21 protein-coding genes, 1 pseudogene and 1 riboswitch are annotated in these 17,591 nt (G+C 29.7%); of the genes and pseudogenes, 15 read left to right on the forward strand and 7 right to left on the reverse strand.

The window, feature by feature from the left end:
- From LLF98_RS01000 to LLF98_RS01015, 4 genes are all read left to right on the forward strand, one after another.
- A partial coding sequence (locus tag LLF98_RS01000) for a transposase (protein ID WP_291699948.1) occupies positions 1–217 on the forward strand: 217 nt, incomplete at its 5' end.
- A gap of 246 nt (positions 218–463) precedes the next feature.
- On the forward strand, positions 464–1,018 hold the full coding sequence (locus tag LLF98_RS01005; RefSeq protein WP_291699950.1) for an alpha/beta hydrolase: 555 nt from the start codon (positions 464–466) through the stop codon (positions 1,016–1,018).
- Positions 1,019–1,276: 258 nt separating this feature from the next.
- Entirely contained in the window at positions 1,277–1,753 is a 477-nt protein-coding gene (locus LLF98_RS01010; RefSeq protein ID WP_291699952.1) for a methylated-DNA--[protein]-cysteine S-methyltransferase, read from the forward strand.
- A 226-nt stretch (positions 1,754–1,979) separates the two neighbouring features.
- The gene (locus LLF98_RS01015) at positions 1,980–2,813 is read left to right on the forward strand and encodes a deoxyribonuclease IV (protein WP_291699954.1); all 834 of its coding nucleotides are present in this window, start codon (positions 1,980–1,982) and stop codon (positions 2,811–2,813) included.
- A gap of 40 nt (positions 2,814–2,853) precedes the next feature.
- On the opposite strand, the pseudogene LLF98_RS01020 reads toward LLF98_RS01015, so the two are convergent.
- Positions 2,854–3,054: pseudogene (locus LLF98_RS01020) on the reverse strand (HAD hydrolase family protein); the annotation flags it as partial.
- Between the two features lie 78 nt (positions 3,055–3,132).
- On the opposite strand from LLF98_RS01020, the gene LLF98_RS01025 reads away from it, so the two are divergent.
- The 9 genes from LLF98_RS01025 (at position 3,133) to LLF98_RS01065 (ending at position 10,221) form a co-directional block, all read left to right on the forward strand.
- A complete protein-coding gene (locus tag LLF98_RS01025) occupies positions 3,133–3,300 on the forward strand; it encodes a hypothetical protein (RefSeq protein WP_291699956.1) in 168 nt (55 codons plus the stop codon).
- 214 nt (positions 3,301–3,514) lie between these two features.
- Entirely contained in the window at positions 3,515–3,925 is a 411-nt protein-coding gene (locus LLF98_RS01030) for a SoxR reducing system RseC family protein (protein WP_291699958.1), read from the forward strand.
- A gap of 190 nt (positions 3,926–4,115) precedes the next feature.
- Entirely contained in the window at positions 4,116–5,435 is a 1,320-nt protein-coding gene (gene rsxC, locus LLF98_RS01035; RefSeq protein WP_291699960.1) for an electron transport complex subunit RsxC, read from the forward strand.
- Positions 5,436–5,451: 16 nt separating this feature from the next.
- Positions 5,452–6,474 carry an RnfABCDGE type electron transport complex subunit D gene (locus LLF98_RS01040; RefSeq protein ID WP_291699962.1) on the forward strand — a complete coding sequence of 341 codons (1,023 nt, stop codon included), beginning with the start codon at positions 5,452–5,454 and terminating at the stop codon, positions 6,472–6,474.
- A gap of 4 nt (positions 6,475–6,478) precedes the next feature.
- Positions 6,479–7,042 (forward strand): RnfABCDGE type electron transport complex subunit G, encoded by a 564-nt coding sequence (locus LLF98_RS01045; RefSeq protein WP_291699964.1) that lies wholly within the window; start codon positions 6,479–6,481, stop codon positions 7,040–7,042.
- 1 nt (position 7,043) lies between these two features.
- Positions 7,044–7,667, forward strand: a complete 624-nt coding sequence (locus tag LLF98_RS01050) for an electron transport complex subunit E (protein WP_291699966.1) — start codon at positions 7,044–7,046, stop codon at positions 7,665–7,667.
- On the forward strand, positions 7,667–8,242 hold the full coding sequence (locus LLF98_RS01055) for an RnfABCDGE type electron transport complex subunit A (protein WP_291699968.1): 576 nt from the start codon (positions 7,667–7,669) through the stop codon (positions 8,240–8,242). The genes LLF98_RS01050 and LLF98_RS01055 overlap by 1 nt, the downstream gene beginning before the upstream one ends.
- 54 nt (positions 8,243–8,296) lie before the next feature.
- Positions 8,297–9,118 carry an RnfABCDGE type electron transport complex subunit B gene (rnfB, locus tag LLF98_RS01060; protein ID WP_291699970.1) on the forward strand — a complete coding sequence of 274 codons (822 nt, stop codon included), beginning with the start codon at positions 8,297–8,299 and terminating at the stop codon, positions 9,116–9,118.
- Positions 9,119–9,171: 53 nt separating this feature from the next.
- On the forward strand, positions 9,172–10,221 hold the full coding sequence (locus LLF98_RS01065) for an FAD:protein FMN transferase (RefSeq protein ID WP_291699972.1): 1,050 nt from the start codon (positions 9,172–9,174) through the stop codon (positions 10,219–10,221).
- Positions 10,222–10,293: 72 nt separating this feature from the next.
- Here the strand turns inward: LLF98_RS01065 and LLF98_RS01070 are convergent, their stop codons facing one another.
- The 3 genes from LLF98_RS01070 to LLF98_RS01080 form a co-directional block, all read right to left on the reverse strand.
- A complete protein-coding gene (locus tag LLF98_RS01070; RefSeq protein ID WP_291699974.1) occupies positions 10,294–10,824 on the reverse strand; it encodes a Gx transporter family protein in 531 nt (176 codons plus the stop codon).
- A gap of 10 nt (positions 10,825–10,834) precedes the next feature.
- Positions 10,835–11,224 carry a NusG domain II-containing protein gene (locus tag LLF98_RS01075; RefSeq protein ID WP_291699976.1) on the reverse strand — a complete coding sequence of 130 codons (390 nt, stop codon included), beginning with the start codon at positions 11,222–11,224 and terminating at the stop codon, positions 10,835–10,837.
- A gap of 300 nt (positions 11,225–11,524) precedes the next feature.
- A complete protein-coding gene (locus LLF98_RS01080) occupies positions 11,525–13,558 on the reverse strand; it encodes a M13 family metallopeptidase (protein ID WP_291699978.1) in 2,034 nt (677 codons plus the stop codon).
- A 547-nt stretch (positions 13,559–14,105) separates the two neighbouring features.
- On the opposite strand from LLF98_RS01080, the gene LLF98_RS01085 reads away from it, so the two are divergent.
- Together LLF98_RS01085 and LLF98_RS01090 are read left to right on the forward strand one after the other, a co-directional pair.
- Positions 14,106–14,495 carry a hemerythrin family protein gene (locus tag LLF98_RS01085; protein ID WP_291699980.1) on the forward strand — a complete coding sequence of 130 codons (390 nt, stop codon included), beginning with the start codon at positions 14,106–14,108 and terminating at the stop codon, positions 14,493–14,495.
- A gap of 123 nt (positions 14,496–14,618) precedes the next feature.
- Positions 14,619–14,734: riboswitch (FMN riboswitch) on the forward strand.
- A 169-nt stretch (positions 14,735–14,903) separates the two neighbouring features.
- Positions 14,904–15,488 (forward strand): ECF transporter S component, encoded by a 585-nt coding sequence (locus LLF98_RS01090; RefSeq protein ID WP_291699982.1) that lies wholly within the window; start codon positions 14,904–14,906, stop codon positions 15,486–15,488.
- Positions 15,489–15,759: 271 nt separating this feature from the next.
- Here the strand turns inward: LLF98_RS01090 and rimI are convergent, their stop codons facing one another.
- The 3 genes from rimI to tsaE are packed head-to-tail and all read right to left on the reverse strand — an operon-like array spanning position 15,760 to position 17,416.
- Positions 15,760–16,203, reverse strand: coding sequence for a ribosomal protein S18-alanine N-acetyltransferase (gene rimI, locus LLF98_RS01095; RefSeq protein WP_291699984.1), 444 nt, complete (start codon positions 16,201–16,203; stop codon positions 15,760–15,762).
- Between the two features lie 2 nt (positions 16,204–16,205).
- Positions 16,206–16,958, reverse strand: a complete 753-nt coding sequence (gene tsaB, locus LLF98_RS01100) for a tRNA (adenosine(37)-N6)-threonylcarbamoyltransferase complex dimerization subunit type 1 TsaB (RefSeq protein ID WP_291699986.1) — start codon at positions 16,956–16,958, stop codon at positions 16,206–16,208.
- On the reverse strand, positions 16,955–17,416 hold the full coding sequence (gene tsaE, locus LLF98_RS01105) for a tRNA (adenosine(37)-N6)-threonylcarbamoyltransferase complex ATPase subunit type 1 TsaE (RefSeq protein ID WP_291699989.1): 462 nt from the start codon (positions 17,414–17,416) through the stop codon (positions 16,955–16,957). Before tsaE ends, tsaB begins: the two co-directional genes overlap by 4 nt.
- Positions 17,417–17,591 lie beyond the last annotated feature (175 nt).

A 17,591-nucleotide genomic window follows, 5' to 3' on the forward strand; every position in this document is an offset into this window, starting at 1 on the left:
TAATCAAATGAAATATAAATGTGAAAAATATGGTATAGAATTTATTCAAGTACCCACATTTTATCCTTCAAGTAAAACTTGCAGTCATTGCGGAGCTATCAAGAAAGATTTAAAACTTTCAGATAGAGTTTATAAATGTAGATGTGGCTTTACTTGTGATAGAGATAAAAATGCTTCATATAACCTTGCAAACTATGGTTTAGAATTATCACTTTAAAGATATTCTAAATTGGGAAGTCGTTATATCCCAATACTTTTTAAGTAGCAAAGCCTATTGAGTGTTATAGCAAACAGGAGTAGCCTTGGCAAAACTGGACACTATGAAGTAGGGAAGAAACAAAATTATAGACTTTTATATTCTTTTTGTAAAGTTTTATAGAATTTTGGTAACGGTTACCTTAACATCATATATTTTAGATAATTCAGAAGAAATAAGAATTAACAAACGTCCATCAATAATTATTTGTCCTGGTGGAGGATTTTTGTTTGTGGATTTTCAGCAGGTGGACACTTAAGTGCTAGTTTAGGTGTACATTGGCAAGATGAATTGCTAAAAGAAAAATTTAATGTAGATAATGAATTATTTAAACCAAATGGACTTATATTGGGATATCCTGTATTAGACTATACTTTAATGAAAGAACTAATGTTAGAAAAAGGTGATAAATTCTTAGAAAGGTATTGGGAAGTATCTAACAATGCTCTTTTTGGAGAACCAAATCCATCGGATGAATATATTAAAGAGTTAAGTCCTGTAAATTATGTGACTAGTAAAACACCACCTATATTTATGTGGCACACAGCTAGTGATGGATTAGTAAGTGTAAGAAATTCAATAAACTTTGCAACTGAATTATCTAAAAATGGAATTTCATATGAGCTTCACATATTTGAAAGTGGTGTACATGGATTATCTCTTTGTAATGAAGTTACAGCAAATGAAGATTCCCATATTAATGCAGAAGTTAAAGTTTGGTTTGATATAGTTTTAACTTGGCTTAAAAAATATTCATTATAATTAATATTTAAATGAGACTATTGCAAAATGGAAATATAATTTCTATTTTGCAATAGCTTAATTTTTGTGAGAATAAAAAGCAAACAGGCGTGATTAAAGTTAATGGTAAAACTTATTGCTTAAACGCAGCTGGTGCAATGAAAACTGGAAAGGCTTCAGTAAAATTATCACACCATAATTTGAAGAAATCTTTGGATATAGAATTATAAGGTGATATTATGGTATTAACAGATCAATAATTAAGAAGGAGACTAATTAATGAAAAATATATTTTATTATAATACGAAGATTGGAAGAATTGGAATAGAAGAAAACGGTATGGCTATTACAAGATTGGATTTTATAGATAAAGATATGCAAGAAGAAATAACAGAAAAAAATGAAACAGCATTATTAAAAGAAGCTATAAAAGAGCTTAATGAGTATTTAGATGGAAAACGCAGTTCATTTGATTTACCGCTAGAGCCTCAAGGAACTGAATTTCAAAAGAAAGTCTGGAATGTCTTAAAAGAAATTCCTTTTGGTGAAACAAGAAATTATGGTGAAATTGCAAAGATAATTGGAAATGAAAAAGCATCAAGGGCTGTTGGAATGGCTAATAATAAAAATCCAATTGCTATTATAGTTCCTTGCCATAGAGTAATTGGAGCTAATGGTAAATTAGTTGGTTATGCAGGTGGACTTGATTTAAAGGAAAAACTTCTTAATTTGGAGAAGAATTATGCAAATAATTAAGACAAAATGTTGATGATATTCAAGCTTGTAGCATAACAACAAAAAAAGCAATCTGCATTAGAAATATATCAGATATTACAAAGGAGCAATTTAGCATATATAAAAATAATTACTATCCATATGGCTCTGTAGCATCTATTTATTTGTGGAAAATATCTTTTGAGTAAAGTACATATAATATTTAAAGATGATCAAATGATTACGAAAGATATAGGGAGGAAAGACAATGTTAAAAATAGGATGTCACTTATCAACTTCAAAAGGATTTAAAAATATGGGAAAAGAAGCTCTTGAATTAAAAGCAAATACATTTCAATTTTTCACTCGAAATCCAAGAGGAAGTAAGGCAAAATCTATTGATAAAAAGGATGTAGCAGAATTCTTAGAATTAGCAAAAGAAAATAATTTTACTACAATATTAGCCCATGCACCTTATACATTAAATGCTTGTTCAGCAGATGAAAATATAAGAGCTTTTGCAAAAGAAGTAATGGAAGATGATTTAGCTCGAATGGAATATACACCAAATAGCTTGTATAATTTTCATCCAGGCAGTCATGTTAAACAAGGGGTAGAAGTTGGAATTAAATATATTTCTGACTTATTAAATGAAGTGTTAAAGCCAGAGCAAACAACAACTGTATTACTTGAAACAATGGCAGGCAAAGGAACTGAAATTGGACGCACATTTGAGGAGTTACAAGAAATCTTAAGTCGTGTAAAATTATCTAATAAGATGGGAGTATGCCTTGACACTTGCCATGTATATGATGCAGGATATGACATTGTTAATGATTTAGATGGTGTATTAGAACAGTTTGATAAAATAATTGGATTAGATAAATTATGTGCAATACATTTAAATGATAGTATGAATGTATTTGAAAGCCACAAAGATAGGCATGCAAAAATTGGAGAAGGTTCTCTTGGTTTAGAAGCGATTGCAAATATAATTAATCATCCTAAACTATGTAATTTACCATTTTTCCTTGAAACTCCAAATGAACTTGAAGGTTATGCAAAAGAAATAGTATTATTAAAAAGTCTTTACAAGAATTAATTTTAGTTGCCACATATTTAATTGCTTCCGCTATAGTTATTCCATCACCAAAAGCATAACTATTTTCTATTGGAATATCTAAATACTCTAATGCTTTTAAGATTCCTGTAGCTTTTGTATTTGTTTTTGAATATAACTCAAAAGATTTTTCTTCTACATTATGAATACAATCATAATTATCATTTCCTAAAGATAAACAATAGTCTACGTTTTTTTCATCGTTGCATAGCATTTCTATTTTAGATGTAGCGGAGTAGATCTTAGAGATGGAAATATTAGTGTTTCTGTATCAGAAGATTCAAATACTAAAAAAGCTATTATGAGTATATCTAAAGAGCTATATCTAATAGTATTGAATGAAAGATTTAATATAGATGGAACTTTCAATTTTTCTAATATAACAGATTTCCATAGTATTATTGCAGAAGCTTCGCCAAGTGATACTATCATGACTTTACTTAAAAAATATGATGTGAATTTACTTTAACGAGTATTCAATGCTAACAATAAAAAACGAAAACATATAAAAAGTTGTAGTGATAATGGGGCCTAAGGTTGTTAAAGATATAGTTATCCTTTCAAATAGTAAGACAGAAGTTTATAATAATATTAAAGTGTTAAATTAGACCTTAATATATAATACATCGAATATTCTACATAAGTGGAATCATCTAAGAATAATTTTAAGGAGTTTGATAAAAATGAAAACAGAACAAGGTCTAGTAATTGAGACGGTTGATAATATAGCTAAAATCAAAGTAGGCAGACATAATGATTGTAGTAACTGTGGCGGTTGTTCAGGTACTGATAGTGTCATTATAAGTGCAAATAATAAAATTGGCGCTACAGTAGGACAACGTGTAGTTTTTGATGTTAAGGAGGTAACCGTTTTAAGAGGTGCCTTTGTTGTGTTTATTTTTCCATTAATAGCCATATTTATTGGTGTATTGTTGGGAGGGGGAATAGGAAACTATATTGGAGCTGATATACATATTTTTCAAATAACAGGTGGAATAATTACTTTTTTATTATCTATAATATTTGTGAAATTATTTGATAAATCAGCTACTACAAGTGAAAAATCAAAGCCAGAAATTATTCGTATTTTATAATAATTACGTCGTATTTCATTATGATTACAGTATATTTTTTATGTAGAAGTTCTAATTAATAAAATTCATTATTTGAAGAGGAATTATTTATAATTAATAAAAATCTAAATCAAATTTAGGTGAATAAACGTTTTAGAACGGCTATTATGGTTAACTTATTTATTTTTATGAACTAGAGAGGTGATTGTTAATGTTAAAACGTTTTCTAGGAGGAATTCATCCTAAAGACAGCAAGGGATATACTTTTGATAAATCTATTGAATTTCCAACCTTACCATCTAATGTAATTATTCCAGTGAGCCAACATATAGGAGCTCATTGTGAGCCTATAGTGAAGATTGGTGATATAGTTAAGAAAGGACAAGTTATAGCTAAAAGTGAAGCTTTTATGCATAGTCCAATACATGCATCAATTTCTGGACAAGTTATTAATATTGCAGAAATGCCACATACGTCGTTAGTTAAATGTTTATCAATTGTTATTAAAAATGATGGCTTAGATGAATGGATTGAGGGTATTCCATTGCATCGCGAATGGGATGAATTAGGAAATGAAGAAATTCGTGATATTATTAAAAGAGCAGGAATAGTTGGACTCGGAGGAGCAACTTTTCCTACACATATTAAGCTTTCTCCAAATAAAGATAAGAACATAGATACGTTTATTGTAAATGCAGCAGAATGTGAACCTTATTTGACAGCAGATTATAGAATGATGCTTGAATATACTGAGCGTATAGTTACTGGTGTTAAAATAGTTATGAAGTTGCTTGGGGTTAGTAAAGGTATTGTAGGAATAGAAGATAATAAACCAGAAGCTGTAAAAGTTATGAAAGAAGCTTTTAAAGGAACCTCTGTTGAGGTAATATCTTTACCTACAAAATATCCTCAAGGTGCAGAAAAAATGCTGATAAAAGTACTTACTAATCGTGAAGTTCCATCTGGAGGATTACCTATGGATGTTGGTGTTGTAGTACAAAATGTTGGTACTACGGTAGCGATTTGTGATGCTGTAGTTAGTGGTATCCCATTAATAGAAAGGGTTACTACAGTTTCGGGAGATGCAATTAAGGAGCCTAAAAATTTATTATTAAGAATAGGGACGAGCTTTAAAGAGGCAATAGATTATTGTGGAGGATTCAATAAAACTCCTGAAAAAATAATTATGGGAGGACCAATGATGGGATTTGCTCAATTTACATTAGATGTACCCATAATTAAAGGAGTATCTGGTATATTAGCTTTAAGTACAGATGTTGTAAATTCTGGGGAAGAAGGTCCTTGCATTAGATGTGGAAGATGTGTTAAAGCATGTCCTATGGGCTTAGTACCAAGCATGTTAAGTATATTAGGTGAACGCCAAAGATATAAAGAAGCTAAAGATGAGTATGGTTTATTTAATTGTATAGAATGTGGAAGTTGTGTTTATATATGTCCAGCAAAACGCAATATTGTACAATATATAAAACATTCAAAAGCACAGAATTTAGGGCAATCAGCAAACAAATAGGGAGAGAAGGGATAAAATGAGTTCTGAAAATAAAGTACAGGGAATTAAAGTAAAGGAAATTGAAATGCAAGAAAGCACATTTACTGTTTCAGCCTCACCACATATCTGCTCTGAGGAATCAATTTCAAAGATAATGTGGAATGTAAATTTAGCTTTGGCACCAGCAGCTATTTTTGCTATATACTATTTTGGCGCACCAGCTTTAACTAATATGATAGTAGGTGCAACTTCAGCAGTTGCAATTGAATATTTGGTACAAAAGTTTCGTAAAAAAAAGATTACAGCATTTGATGGAAGTGCATTTTTAACTGGTCTTTTACTAGCTATGTCTGTTTCACCAAGCTTACCACCTTATATGATGATAATTGGTTCATTTATGGCAATAGCAATAGCTAAACATTCTATGGGTGGTTTAGGATTTAATATTTTTAATCCTGCTCATATTGGAAGAGCAGCTTTAATGGTATCTTGGCCAGTTGCTATGACTACTTGGACAAAATTAACAACATCTGTAGATGTTGTTAGTAGTGCAACTCCATTAAATATATTAAAACAACAAGGTTATGCAAAATTAGTTGAGACTTTTGGAAGTAACATGGAAATGTATAAGGCTATGTTTATTGGTACAAGAAATGGTAGTATGGGAGAAACTTCTACTATATTACTTCTCATTGGCGGAGCATATCTTTTATACAAAGGATATATTAATTGGCAAGTTCCTGTTTTTATGATTGGAACAGTAGGACTACTCACTTGGATTTTTGGACCAGAAGGTTTATTTACTGGAGACCCATTGTTTCATATGATGGCTGGTGGGTTAATACTCGGAGCATTCTTTATGGCAACAGATATGGTGACTATTCCTATTACTATAAAAGGGCAAATTATTTTTGCTGTAGGCGCTGGTATAATAACTGTTTTGATTAGGCTAATAGGTGGATATCCAGAAGGCATCTGCTACTCAATTTTGCTTATGAATGCTGTAACGCCATTAATAGATCGTCTAGTAAAACCAAAGATATTTGGGGCAAGGGGGTAATGAAATGTCAGAGACACATATTAATAAACAGGAATCTATTTTTAAGGTGGCAATAAATTTAATAGTAGCTTGCTTAGTTTCCGGATTAATAATAGGAGTAGTATATTTTATTACAGCACCTATTGCAGTAAAAAAAGGTAAAATGTTAAAACAACAAACAATGAAGGAATTGGTCAAAGATGCAGAAACTTTTAAAGAAATACCAGAAAAAGATCAATGGTTTGCTGCTGAAAAAAATGGTAAAGTAATTGCTTATGTAGTGCCTAGTGAAAGTAGGGGATATGGTGGACCAATTAAAATGCTTGTAGCTGTTACTACAGATGGAAAGGTCATTGATTATAACATATTGTCAAGTAATGAGACTCCTGGTCTTGGAGATAATGCTGCGAAAGAACCTTTTAAAGGTGAATTTAAAGAAAAGCAAGCAGAACATTTGACAGTAGTAAAGGATCCTTCTAATAAAGAAGATATTCAGACAATGACAGGGGCAACTATTTCATCTAAAGCTGTAACAAAGGCTGTTAAAGAAGCAGTAGAAGCAGTAACAGAGTTTAAAGGGGGTAAATAATATGAAAGAATTGTGGAAAATTTTTCATAAAGGTTTATTTGATGAAAACCCAATATTTATATTATCTTTAAGTCTTTGTCCAGCTTTAGCTGTCACAACTTCGGTTAAAACTTCATTAACCATGGGTTTATCAGTATTATTTGTTATTACAGCTAATAATGTAGTAGTATCATTAACACGTAAGCTAGTAAACTCTAAGGTCAGAGTGCCTGTTTATATAACATCAATTGCAACTATAGTAACAGTTGTACAGCTTGTATTACAAGCATATTTCCCATCATTATATAAAGAGCTTGGAATATATTTAGCATTAATAGTAGTGTTTGCAATAATACTCGCAAGAGCTGAGGTATTTGCTTCAAAGAACAAGGTTATTCCATCTTTCTTTGATGGGCTTGGTATGGGATGTGGATTTACTATAGCAATGGTTTCTATAGGTCTTATAAGAGAAATTCTTGGTAATGGAACAATTTGGGGATATGCAGTACTAGGTAGTTGGTATAACCCAGCCTTAATTATGATTTTGCCACCAGGTGCATTTATGTTAATTGGCTATATGATAGGAGCCATTAAACTTCATAATGAACGTAAAGAGCACAAAAAATTAGAAAGGGGTGAATCATAATGAATGAATATTTTACTTTATTTATAGGTTCAGTAATTGTAAATAACTTTGTTTTAACAAGATTTTTAGGTCTCTGTATATTCTTTGGAGTTTCTAAAAGTCTAAATGCATCTCTAGGGATGGGAATGGCAGTTACATCTGTTATAACACTTAGTTCAATACTGGCATGGGTAGTATATCATTTTGTACTTTTGCCATTTCATTTGACATTTTTAACAACAATAGTTTTTGTAGTACTTATAGCAAGTTTTGTACAATTGTTAGAGTTAATCATAAAAAAACAAGTACCTGCTCTATATAATATGTGGGGTATTTATCTTGTTTTAATAGCAACAAACTGTATAGTACTATCTGTTCCACTACTAAGTGTAGAGTCTAATTATTCATTTGTTAAGAGTATAGTCTTTGCAATAGGATCAGGTATGGGATTTGCACTTGCCTTGGTACTTATGGCAAGTTTAAGAGAAAAATTGGCATATGCAGATGTACCGGAGGCTTTAGAAGGAACTGGGGTAGCATTTATAGTGGCAGGTATGTTGTCTCTGGCGTTTCTTGGATTTTCTGGAATGATATAAGATGTGGTATTTTTTCTCGGATGACTAAGTTTAATAAGGAGATGAATAAAAATTATGTATACTGCGATAATGGTTTTTGTGGTAATGGGCGGAATAGGAACAATTTTTGGTTTTATTCTTGCTTATGCAAATAAAAAATTTTCAATAGAAATAAATCCACTTATTCATATTGTAGAAGATGTTCTTCCTAAAGGTCAGTGTGGTGCTTGTGGTTATGCAGGCTGCATGGCTTATGCAGAAGCAGTAGTTTTAAATCCAGAAGTTCCTCCCAATTTATGTGTACCTGGTAAAGAGGCTGTTGCAAAAGCAGTGGCAGAAATTACAGAAAAAATAGCAGAACAAGTAGAACCAAGAGTAGCTCATGTTAGATGTAGAGGATCAATTAGTAATGCAGCTTTGAGTTATAATTATAAGGGAATACATGATTGTGCTGCGGCAACTTTACTTCAAGGTGGACCTAAAGGGTGCAAAAATGGATGTGTTGGATTTGGAAATTGTGTAAATAGTTGTCCTTTTGGTGCTATGTCAATGGGGGAAGATGGATTACCAGTTGTTGATATGAAAAAGTGTACTGGTTGTGGAGCATGTGAAGCATCATGTCCGAAGAAGGTTATACAAATGATATCAACAAATGCGCGTGTAAAAGTGGATTGTAATTCTAAAGATAAAGGGGCAGTTGCTAGAAAGGTTTGTAGTACTGCTTGTATAGGTTGTGGTATTTGTGCAAAAAATTGTACTTATGGTGCGATTGAGATTCAAAATAATCTTGCAGTAGTAAACTCAAAAATATGTATTGAAAAATGCAGTGACAAAACATGTTTAGCAAAATGCCTAACAGGAGCAATTACAGTTTCTGGTCAATTACAAATACGTTAAAATGAAACATTAAAGGATACTATTTGTAATTAATAAGAGATTGGAGTGAACATATGAAGAAGATTATATGTGCATTAATAACTTGTATTTCAATTGTTTTAATTTGTAGTTCATGTGCTAATAACAAGAATCAATATTATGAGAAAAATAATATAGTAATGGATACAGCAGTGACATTAAGTGCTTACGGTACAAATTCAAAAGAAGCAGTTGAAGAGAGTTTTAAAAAGTTAGATGAAATTAATGAAATGGCAAGCACTAACATAAGTACTAGTGATGTTTATAAAATCAATAATGATTCAGGAAAGAATTATGTAAAAGTTCACCCTGAAATTTTTAAAATGATAGAAACTTCCATGAAATATTCAAAATTAAGTGATGGAGCATGGGATATTACCTTAGGTCCAATAATAAATTTGTGGGGCATAGGTACAGATAATGAAAGATTACCTTCTGATGAAGAAATTAAATCTAAATTACCATTGGTGGGATATGACAAAATCAGTATTAATGAAAAGGATAATAGCATTATGCTTCAAAAAGAGGGAATGGCTATAGATTTAGGGGGTATTGCTAAAGGCTTTGCTGCTGACGAGGTGTTGAAAATTTATAAAAAGTATAATATTGAAAATGGACTTATTAATTTAGGTTCAAGTTCTATTTATGCCTTTGGTAAAAATAAAGATAATAAGCAGTGGTCTGTTGGTATTAAACATCCTAGAAGTGAAAAACCTAACGAATATATGGGAATAATCAAGTTATCTAATGAATCATTATCTACATCTGGTGATTATGAGAGATGTTTTATAAAAAATAACAAAAGATATCATCATATTATAGATCCCAAAACTGGATATCCAGTAGATAATGGTGTTATGAGCGATACAATAGTAATAGATGGTAACACTACTTATAATGCCATGTTATCTGACATTTTAACTACAACAGTTTTTACATTAGGACCAGAAAAAGGTTTGAAATTAATAGATAGTTTGCAAGGAGTATCTTGTGAGATTACCACATCAGATTATAAGGTTTATACATCAGAGGGATTTAAAGATAGGATTATAGATTTAAATAAACAGTTTAAATTTGCAAATTAGAGATGTATCACCTCATAGAGATATCGGATAGATAAGAATAAATTCAGGTTGGATATAAAACTCTACCTGAATTTATTCACTTATATTTAAATCCTTAAAGTAAGGCAGTTTAGACATATGAGCAACTATAAAATTTGCAGCTATTCCAATAAAAATTCCTGTACCAATACCTGCTATAGATAGTATTGGTAAATAAAGCATTATAGCTATATTATGAACTATAGCTGAAGTTACAATTAATTGGCCTAAATTATGAAATAAGGCCCCGGAAGCACTTACGCCTATTATGCTGACCTTATCCTTTCCAAGTGTTTTAATACATATCATTACAAAATAACTAAGGATTGCTCCAGCAGCACCATACATAAAGGTGGAGAGGTTTCCACCAAACATAGTTGATAGTAGAAGTCTTAGTATTATTATTAAAAAGACGTCTTTTTTACTATTTAATGTGTATAAAGCTATAACAGTAATTAAATTTGCTAGTCCAAGCTTTGCACCAGGCGCAATAAATGGTACTGGAATCATACTTTCAATTGTATAAAGGGCTAAAGCTTGTGAGACTAAAAGGCCTATAAAAACTATTCGGAATGTTTTATTCATTTGAGTCACCTCAGTGTGTTGGAATAACATCAATATTTTTTTCATTATCATTGCTCTTAATTTCAACCATTAATTTATGTGGAAGACAAACTGAAATTTGACCTGGTTTTGATATAAATTCAGATTTAATGCAAATTTTATCTCTGCAATCAGCATCTATGATTCCAATAGACGTATCCTTAATTTCAATTATATTATATCCATAATCTGTTTTAACATCTATCTGATCTTCACCTCTATGCTCGGATAAGAGTATTTTTTTATAGGGTTTACCGTCTAAAGTTACTTCTGCGTAAATTCCATTATAATTTTTACCCATCATTACCCCGAAAATAAGTTCAGGAATGAAAGATAAACAAATTAATACAACTATTATAATTATATCCCACTTTTTAAACATCGTAGTTCCTTCTTTAATCCTAATCTTTGAATTTAGCTATATAGCTAAATATTATCATTACCTAAAATTAAGCGCAATAAATATATACATTTAAATCTTTTTAAATGATTGGTTAACAGAACATATATTAGGGAATGACAAGCTTATAGGTGAATAAAATAAATATACATCTCTGAATTCAACTTATAATTGCTTAATATTAGCAGATTCAGAAATATAAAAGAGGGTGTTGTAAAATGATTTAAAAACCATTTTACAACACCCTCAGTTGATTTTAGTTGATAGTTTTTAGCTAAATTCCTACCAGATTTGTACTCGATCTTCTGGCTTAATATACATTTTATCTCCTTGTTTAAGTCCATAAGTTTCATCAAATTTATTAAATTGTGCTAAAACTATATTATTTCTTACTTTATTAGGTGAATGTGCATCATATTGAAGTCTATAATCTGCATATTCATTTGTATTAATTTCACGCCATACAGTTGCATTACTTTCAAAGAATGCTTTATAATCTGGATTTGACATTTTACTTAAAATATCCAATGTACAAGCTAAGCCTCCAATATCAGCTATATTTTCGCCTACAGTAAGATCTCCATTAACATTTTTACCATTATCTAATTTTACTTGATTATAAAATGCTCTTACTTTCTTTGTTTTTTCTTCGAATTTATTATAATCATCTTGTGTCCACCAATTATTTAAATTTCCATCTGCATCAAACTTAGCGCCTATATTATCAAATGCATGGCTAACTTCATGACCTATAATAGCTCCAATAGCTCCCAAATTCTTTTCTTTACTAGCATTTGCATCATAAAATGCTCCTTGGAGAATTCCCGCTGGAACTGTTATGGTATTTGATGTTGCATTGTAAAAAGCATTAATTGTTTGTGGTGGGCATGCAAATTTTGTCTTGTCCACGGGTTCATTTAACTTACATATTGATTTTTCATGAGCGAATTTAGTTAAATTATCAATGTTTTCCCAAAGTGACCCGCCTTCTTCGTAAGATCTAATTTGTAATTTAGAATAATCTTCCCATTTATCCGGATATGCAATTTGAATATTAAGTTTATCTAATTTTTCAATTGCACTTTTTTTAGTTGTAGCACTCATCCAATCTAAGTTATTAATTCTATTCTTATAAGTTGATATAACTTGATTAGTTATATCCGTAACATCATTTTTAACTTTATCAGAAAAATATTTTTGAATGTATATTTTACCAAAGGGTTCACCTAAAGCAGAATTAACCATATCAATAGCTTTTTCATCTTGAGGAATATCACCTTGTGATCCTAAATATGCATTCTTGAATGCAGTTGCTGCTTTTTCAAAATCTTCTCCTAAATATAGTGCAGCACTACCTATATTTATAATTTCGAGGTAGTCTTTAATTATTGGTAAGTTTTCCTCTGTATATATGTCATTTAAAGATTTCAACCATTTTGGTTCTGTTAATATCACCTTATTAACATTATTTATTTCATCATTTTTAATAATAGTTTTTATATTTAAATTTGGTGCTAAAGAATCAATTTGATCTAAAGTATAAACATTATATTGCTCATCTATGGCATTATCATTTTTTGATAGTTCTTCTTTACCTGTTATTGATGGTGCTATCATGTTTTCAAATTTAAATAGATTATCCACTTTTGCTTTTGCTTGATCATTAGTATATCCACTTAAAGTTAAAAGATTAATATAATAAGTTTCTACTAGACCTTTTACTTTTTTACTATTTTCTGTAGGCTTTACATATTCATCTGAATTACCTAAACTTAGAGTTGGTGGCGCAATGTAAAGTGCATGCTTGTTTGCATCCTTTAAGTCAACTTGACATACAATTTGTAATAAAGGATTTCCTATTTTTGATTCAGTGTTTAAATTTGCAATATCTTTTGTAGATTTAATATTATTTATTTCCTCAATCATTTTCTTTATTGGTTCGATTCCTTGCTTATTTCTAGCTTCCATATTTAAAGTATTTTTATATAAATTAATTATCTTCTTTTCATCACTATTTTCAGAATAACTTTTTTCATTTGCTAATAAGTCTTTAATTATTTGTTTCTTTTGTTCTGTCAATGTTTTATCAGCTTCCATAAATGTTGAATTTGAAGTCTTTCCAGTATCTATCTTTGCAGTATTTAACCATTGTTTGTTTATGACATTGTAAAAATCATCTTGTAGCCTTAAAGAATCTGCTACGGTTGTAACATTTGTATTTGCTACCTCTGCTGCTTTAGCGTATGTTCCTTGCACCATTAATAGAGAACATAATAATGCCCCCGCGATAACCCCTTTTTTTTTTATTTTTCCCATTTAAAAAGTCATCTCCATTTCTTAATATAATTTGTAATAATTTACTTTAAGTATACAACTTATTTGTTTTTTTACAATTAAACAAAACTTAATTTAACCTTAAATCAACGGATAAGATCAGAAGAAGAGTATATCTTTTTAAATGATTGGTTTATAGAACATTTTGCTCTATTAATTATGGATGAAAGAATTCTAAGCTACATTGATACAGTTAGAGATTTATAGCAAAAATTTTTACTAAGAGTAATAAATATATACATTTAAATAAAATAATCCACAAGAAATATAGAAAAAACTATTATTTATGTGGATTATTTTTCTTAGCCATAGATTTCTAATCAGAATTTCCAGCAAATTTAAATATAAATTTATGTATTTTTGCATTTGTAAGTATATTATTTACTTGATTATCAGAGTTATTTTCAATATCTTGTTTTAGAGCTAAGAAAGCATTATATAAAGGATGACTTTATGGAAAAAATATGATATATTAATGAAAAGTAACTGGAATAATTTTTGAATTATAGTTAGAAAGAAGGTGTTATTTATGTATGAAATGAAAGAAGAATATAAAATTGGAGTAGAGCATATTGATGAACAACACAAGAAACTTTTTGAGTTAGCTGATAAAGCATATATGCTATTAAAAGATGACTTTTCCATTGATAAGTATGATAAAATAGTACACATAATAGAAGAATTAAAGGAGTATACTATTTTTCATTTTAAATCAGAAGAAGAGTATATGGAAAGTATAAATTATAAAAGACGTTTCACTCAAAAAATAGAACATGGGGAATTTATCAAAAGAATTGAAGCAATAGATTTAATAAGTATTGATGAAAAGCAAGATGAAAGTTTAGTGAAAATATTAAACTTTTTAAATGATTGGTTAACTGAACATATATTAAGGAATGATAAGCTTATAGGAGCATAAAGCAAATCTATATATTGTCAGTTACAACGCATTTAATTCCTTATATATTATTAGTTATAAAACTAAAGGAAATATATTGCAAAGTTTATCCTAAACATATATAATAGGAATTAATAAAATATAATATATCTTCAGGGCAGGGCGTGAATCCCTACCGGCGGTATAGCCCGCGAGCTTATTAAAGCTGATTCGGTGTAACTCCGAAGCCGACAGTATAGTCTGGATGAAAGAAGGTAACCTATTAGTAATTAAGATTTTCTTTATTCTTATTTATTGAAATATGTGCCCTGATGTGTTTAGCATCAGGGCTTTTTTATTTATGTTAATGCATAAAATAAGATAAGAATATATTAAAAGATTAACTCACTAATAAGCTACACCAGTAGATAACTTTTGGGAGGCAAAGAGATGAATACAAATACTAATAAAATGATTAAAATTTCTTTATTATCAGCATTAGCACTTATACTTATGTATATTGATTTTCCAGTAATACCACTTTTTCCATGGCTTAAGATTGACTTAAGTGATGTTCCAGCATTGATAGGTGCATTTGGATTTGGACCTTTAGCAGGAGTGCTTATAGAATTAATAAAAAATATAGTTATAGTATTAATAAAAGGAACGCAAACAGGTTTTGTTGGAGAAACAGCAAACTTTTTAGTTGGAGTTTCACTAATATTACCAGCGGCACTTGTATATCATAAAAAGAAAAATAAGAAAAATGCAATTGTAGGAATGGTTTTAGGTGCAGTTTGCATGGAAGTAGTAGGTATTGTAGCAAATATTTATTTCTTATTACCAGCCTATGGAATGCAAATGTCACCAGCAGAATCAATAAAATATATTACAGTTGGATTGTTGCCTTTCAATGGAATAAAGGCTCTTATGGTATCAGTTTTGACATATGTATTATATAAGAGAATATCAGTTTCAGTATTTAAGGCAGAACCTAATTTTGGTAGTCCAGAAAATAAAACAGAAGCAATATAGTAATTAAATAGAAGGCTGTTTCAAAATGATTAGAAATTATTTTGAAACAGCTTTTTCTTTATTCTTATGTAAGTTATAGTATTAAAAATGTATTTATAACATCTAGTAAATTAATAATACGATATACTGAATTGTAAATAATGAAATTGAGTTAATATAAAAAGATTACATATATATTCTTAGATACCCAAGATAAAATCCATACTTGTGCATATACGCCATCGAAATAAGGAGGGATGCATAATTATAGTTTCATGTTGGGTATCTATAGTTATCGTTCTTTTAGCCACATTATTATAGCATCTTCTTTATTATCTTCATAATATCCTTTTCTAACTCCATCTTGCTTAAAATTATATTTTTCATAAAGTGATTTGGCTGCTTTGTTGGTACTTCTTACTTCAAGAGTATAAGCAATACATCCTTGACTTTTGCAATAATTAAGTAATTCTTCAACAAGCTTAGATGCAATACCTTGTTTTCTATAGTTTGGATGTATCGCTATGTTCGTTATATGGGATTCATCTAATACAATCCATGTTCCTACAAAACCTACAACTGTATTATCAATTTTTGCAACTAGATATTTAGCTACAGGATTAGTTAGTTCTTGGATGTAAGAGTTCTTGCTCCAACAAATAGAAAAACTTAATGAACTAATATCTAAAATTTGATCAATATCTTCTTCTTTCATGAAATCAATACTTATATTCATTTTTACTTCATCCTTTGCTCGTATTCTCTTTCAGCTTGTGGTTTCTTTAAATAAAATGGAGTAGAGTTCGGATCATCAAAATCACCATTTCTTAACAATATACTACCTATTTCACCTAAAGAAGAAGCATGAACTAAATTAAGATGGTTAGGAGGGAAATAACAATTTGGACAATTTTCAATTAAATAATCTTTATACTTATCTACTCCATCACCTATAAATATAACTTTTTCTTTTTTAGCTGTGATTATTTCTATAAGTTCATCAATATCTAATGCAGAATAGTCTAAAAGTTTTTCTAATGTAATTGGCAATTCATGTTTAACATCAGCACTTTCTGATTCATTACCACGACTACTAAAAGTTGAATGTCCTTTGTATAATGATGTATACACACTATTTCTTAAAGCATCCATTATAGGGCATATAATTCCATCGAAATTAGATGCACTAAGTGCTAAGGCATCTAAGCTAGATACACTAACATATGGCTTACTACTTCCGAAACTTAGACCTTTTATTGTTGCCATACCTATTCTAAGTCCGGTAAAAGAACCAGGTCCTTTAGAAACAACATAGCCATCAATATCATCAACACTTAAATTATTATCTCTCAATAAATCTTGAATAATATTCATTAATATTACAGAGTGTTCTTTCTTATCATTTAAAGTAATTTCTCCAAGTAATTTTTCATCCTTCATTAAGGCAACGGTTGCTACCTTTGAAGATGAATCTACAGCAAGTACAATCATATTTTCAACTCCTTTACATAATCATATCTTTCTCCATAGGGAGTTAAAGTTATTTTTCTATAATCTTGGCCACTTGCAAAATCTTTTTCTATTTTTATATGAAGTAAATCCTTTGGTAAAATTTCTTCTATATAATTTGCCCATTCTATAATAGACACTGCATCTGAAAATATATAATCATCAAATCCAATTGCATAAATTTCATCAGGATCACTTACTCTATAAACATCAAAATGATTAAGCTTTAATCTTCCACCTTCATATTCATTAACAATTGTAAAAGTTGGACTTGTAATATTATCATTTATGTCTAAACCTTTTGCAATTCCCTTTGTAATATGTGTTTTACCAGTACCTAAATCGCCAGTTAAACAAATTATATCACCGGATTTTAATAATTTACCTAATCTTAGTCCTAATTGAGTAGTTTCATCTACACTATAAACTTCAAATTCCATGAAATTCCTCCTTATAAGTGAGAATTCAAATCTTACATTTAGAATTTTTAATCGCTAATTTAATTCTAATGGGTAAAAAGACATAATAAAAATTTAAGTATATAAATTCTCATTCTTTTATTTTATCTCAAAATTTTATAAAAGCAAATTATTACTAATATTTAATAAGAAATAT

It is taken from the genome of Clostridium sp. (assembly GCF_021372645.1).
Lineage (GTDB): Bacteria > Bacillota > Clostridia > Clostridiales > Clostridiaceae > Clostridium.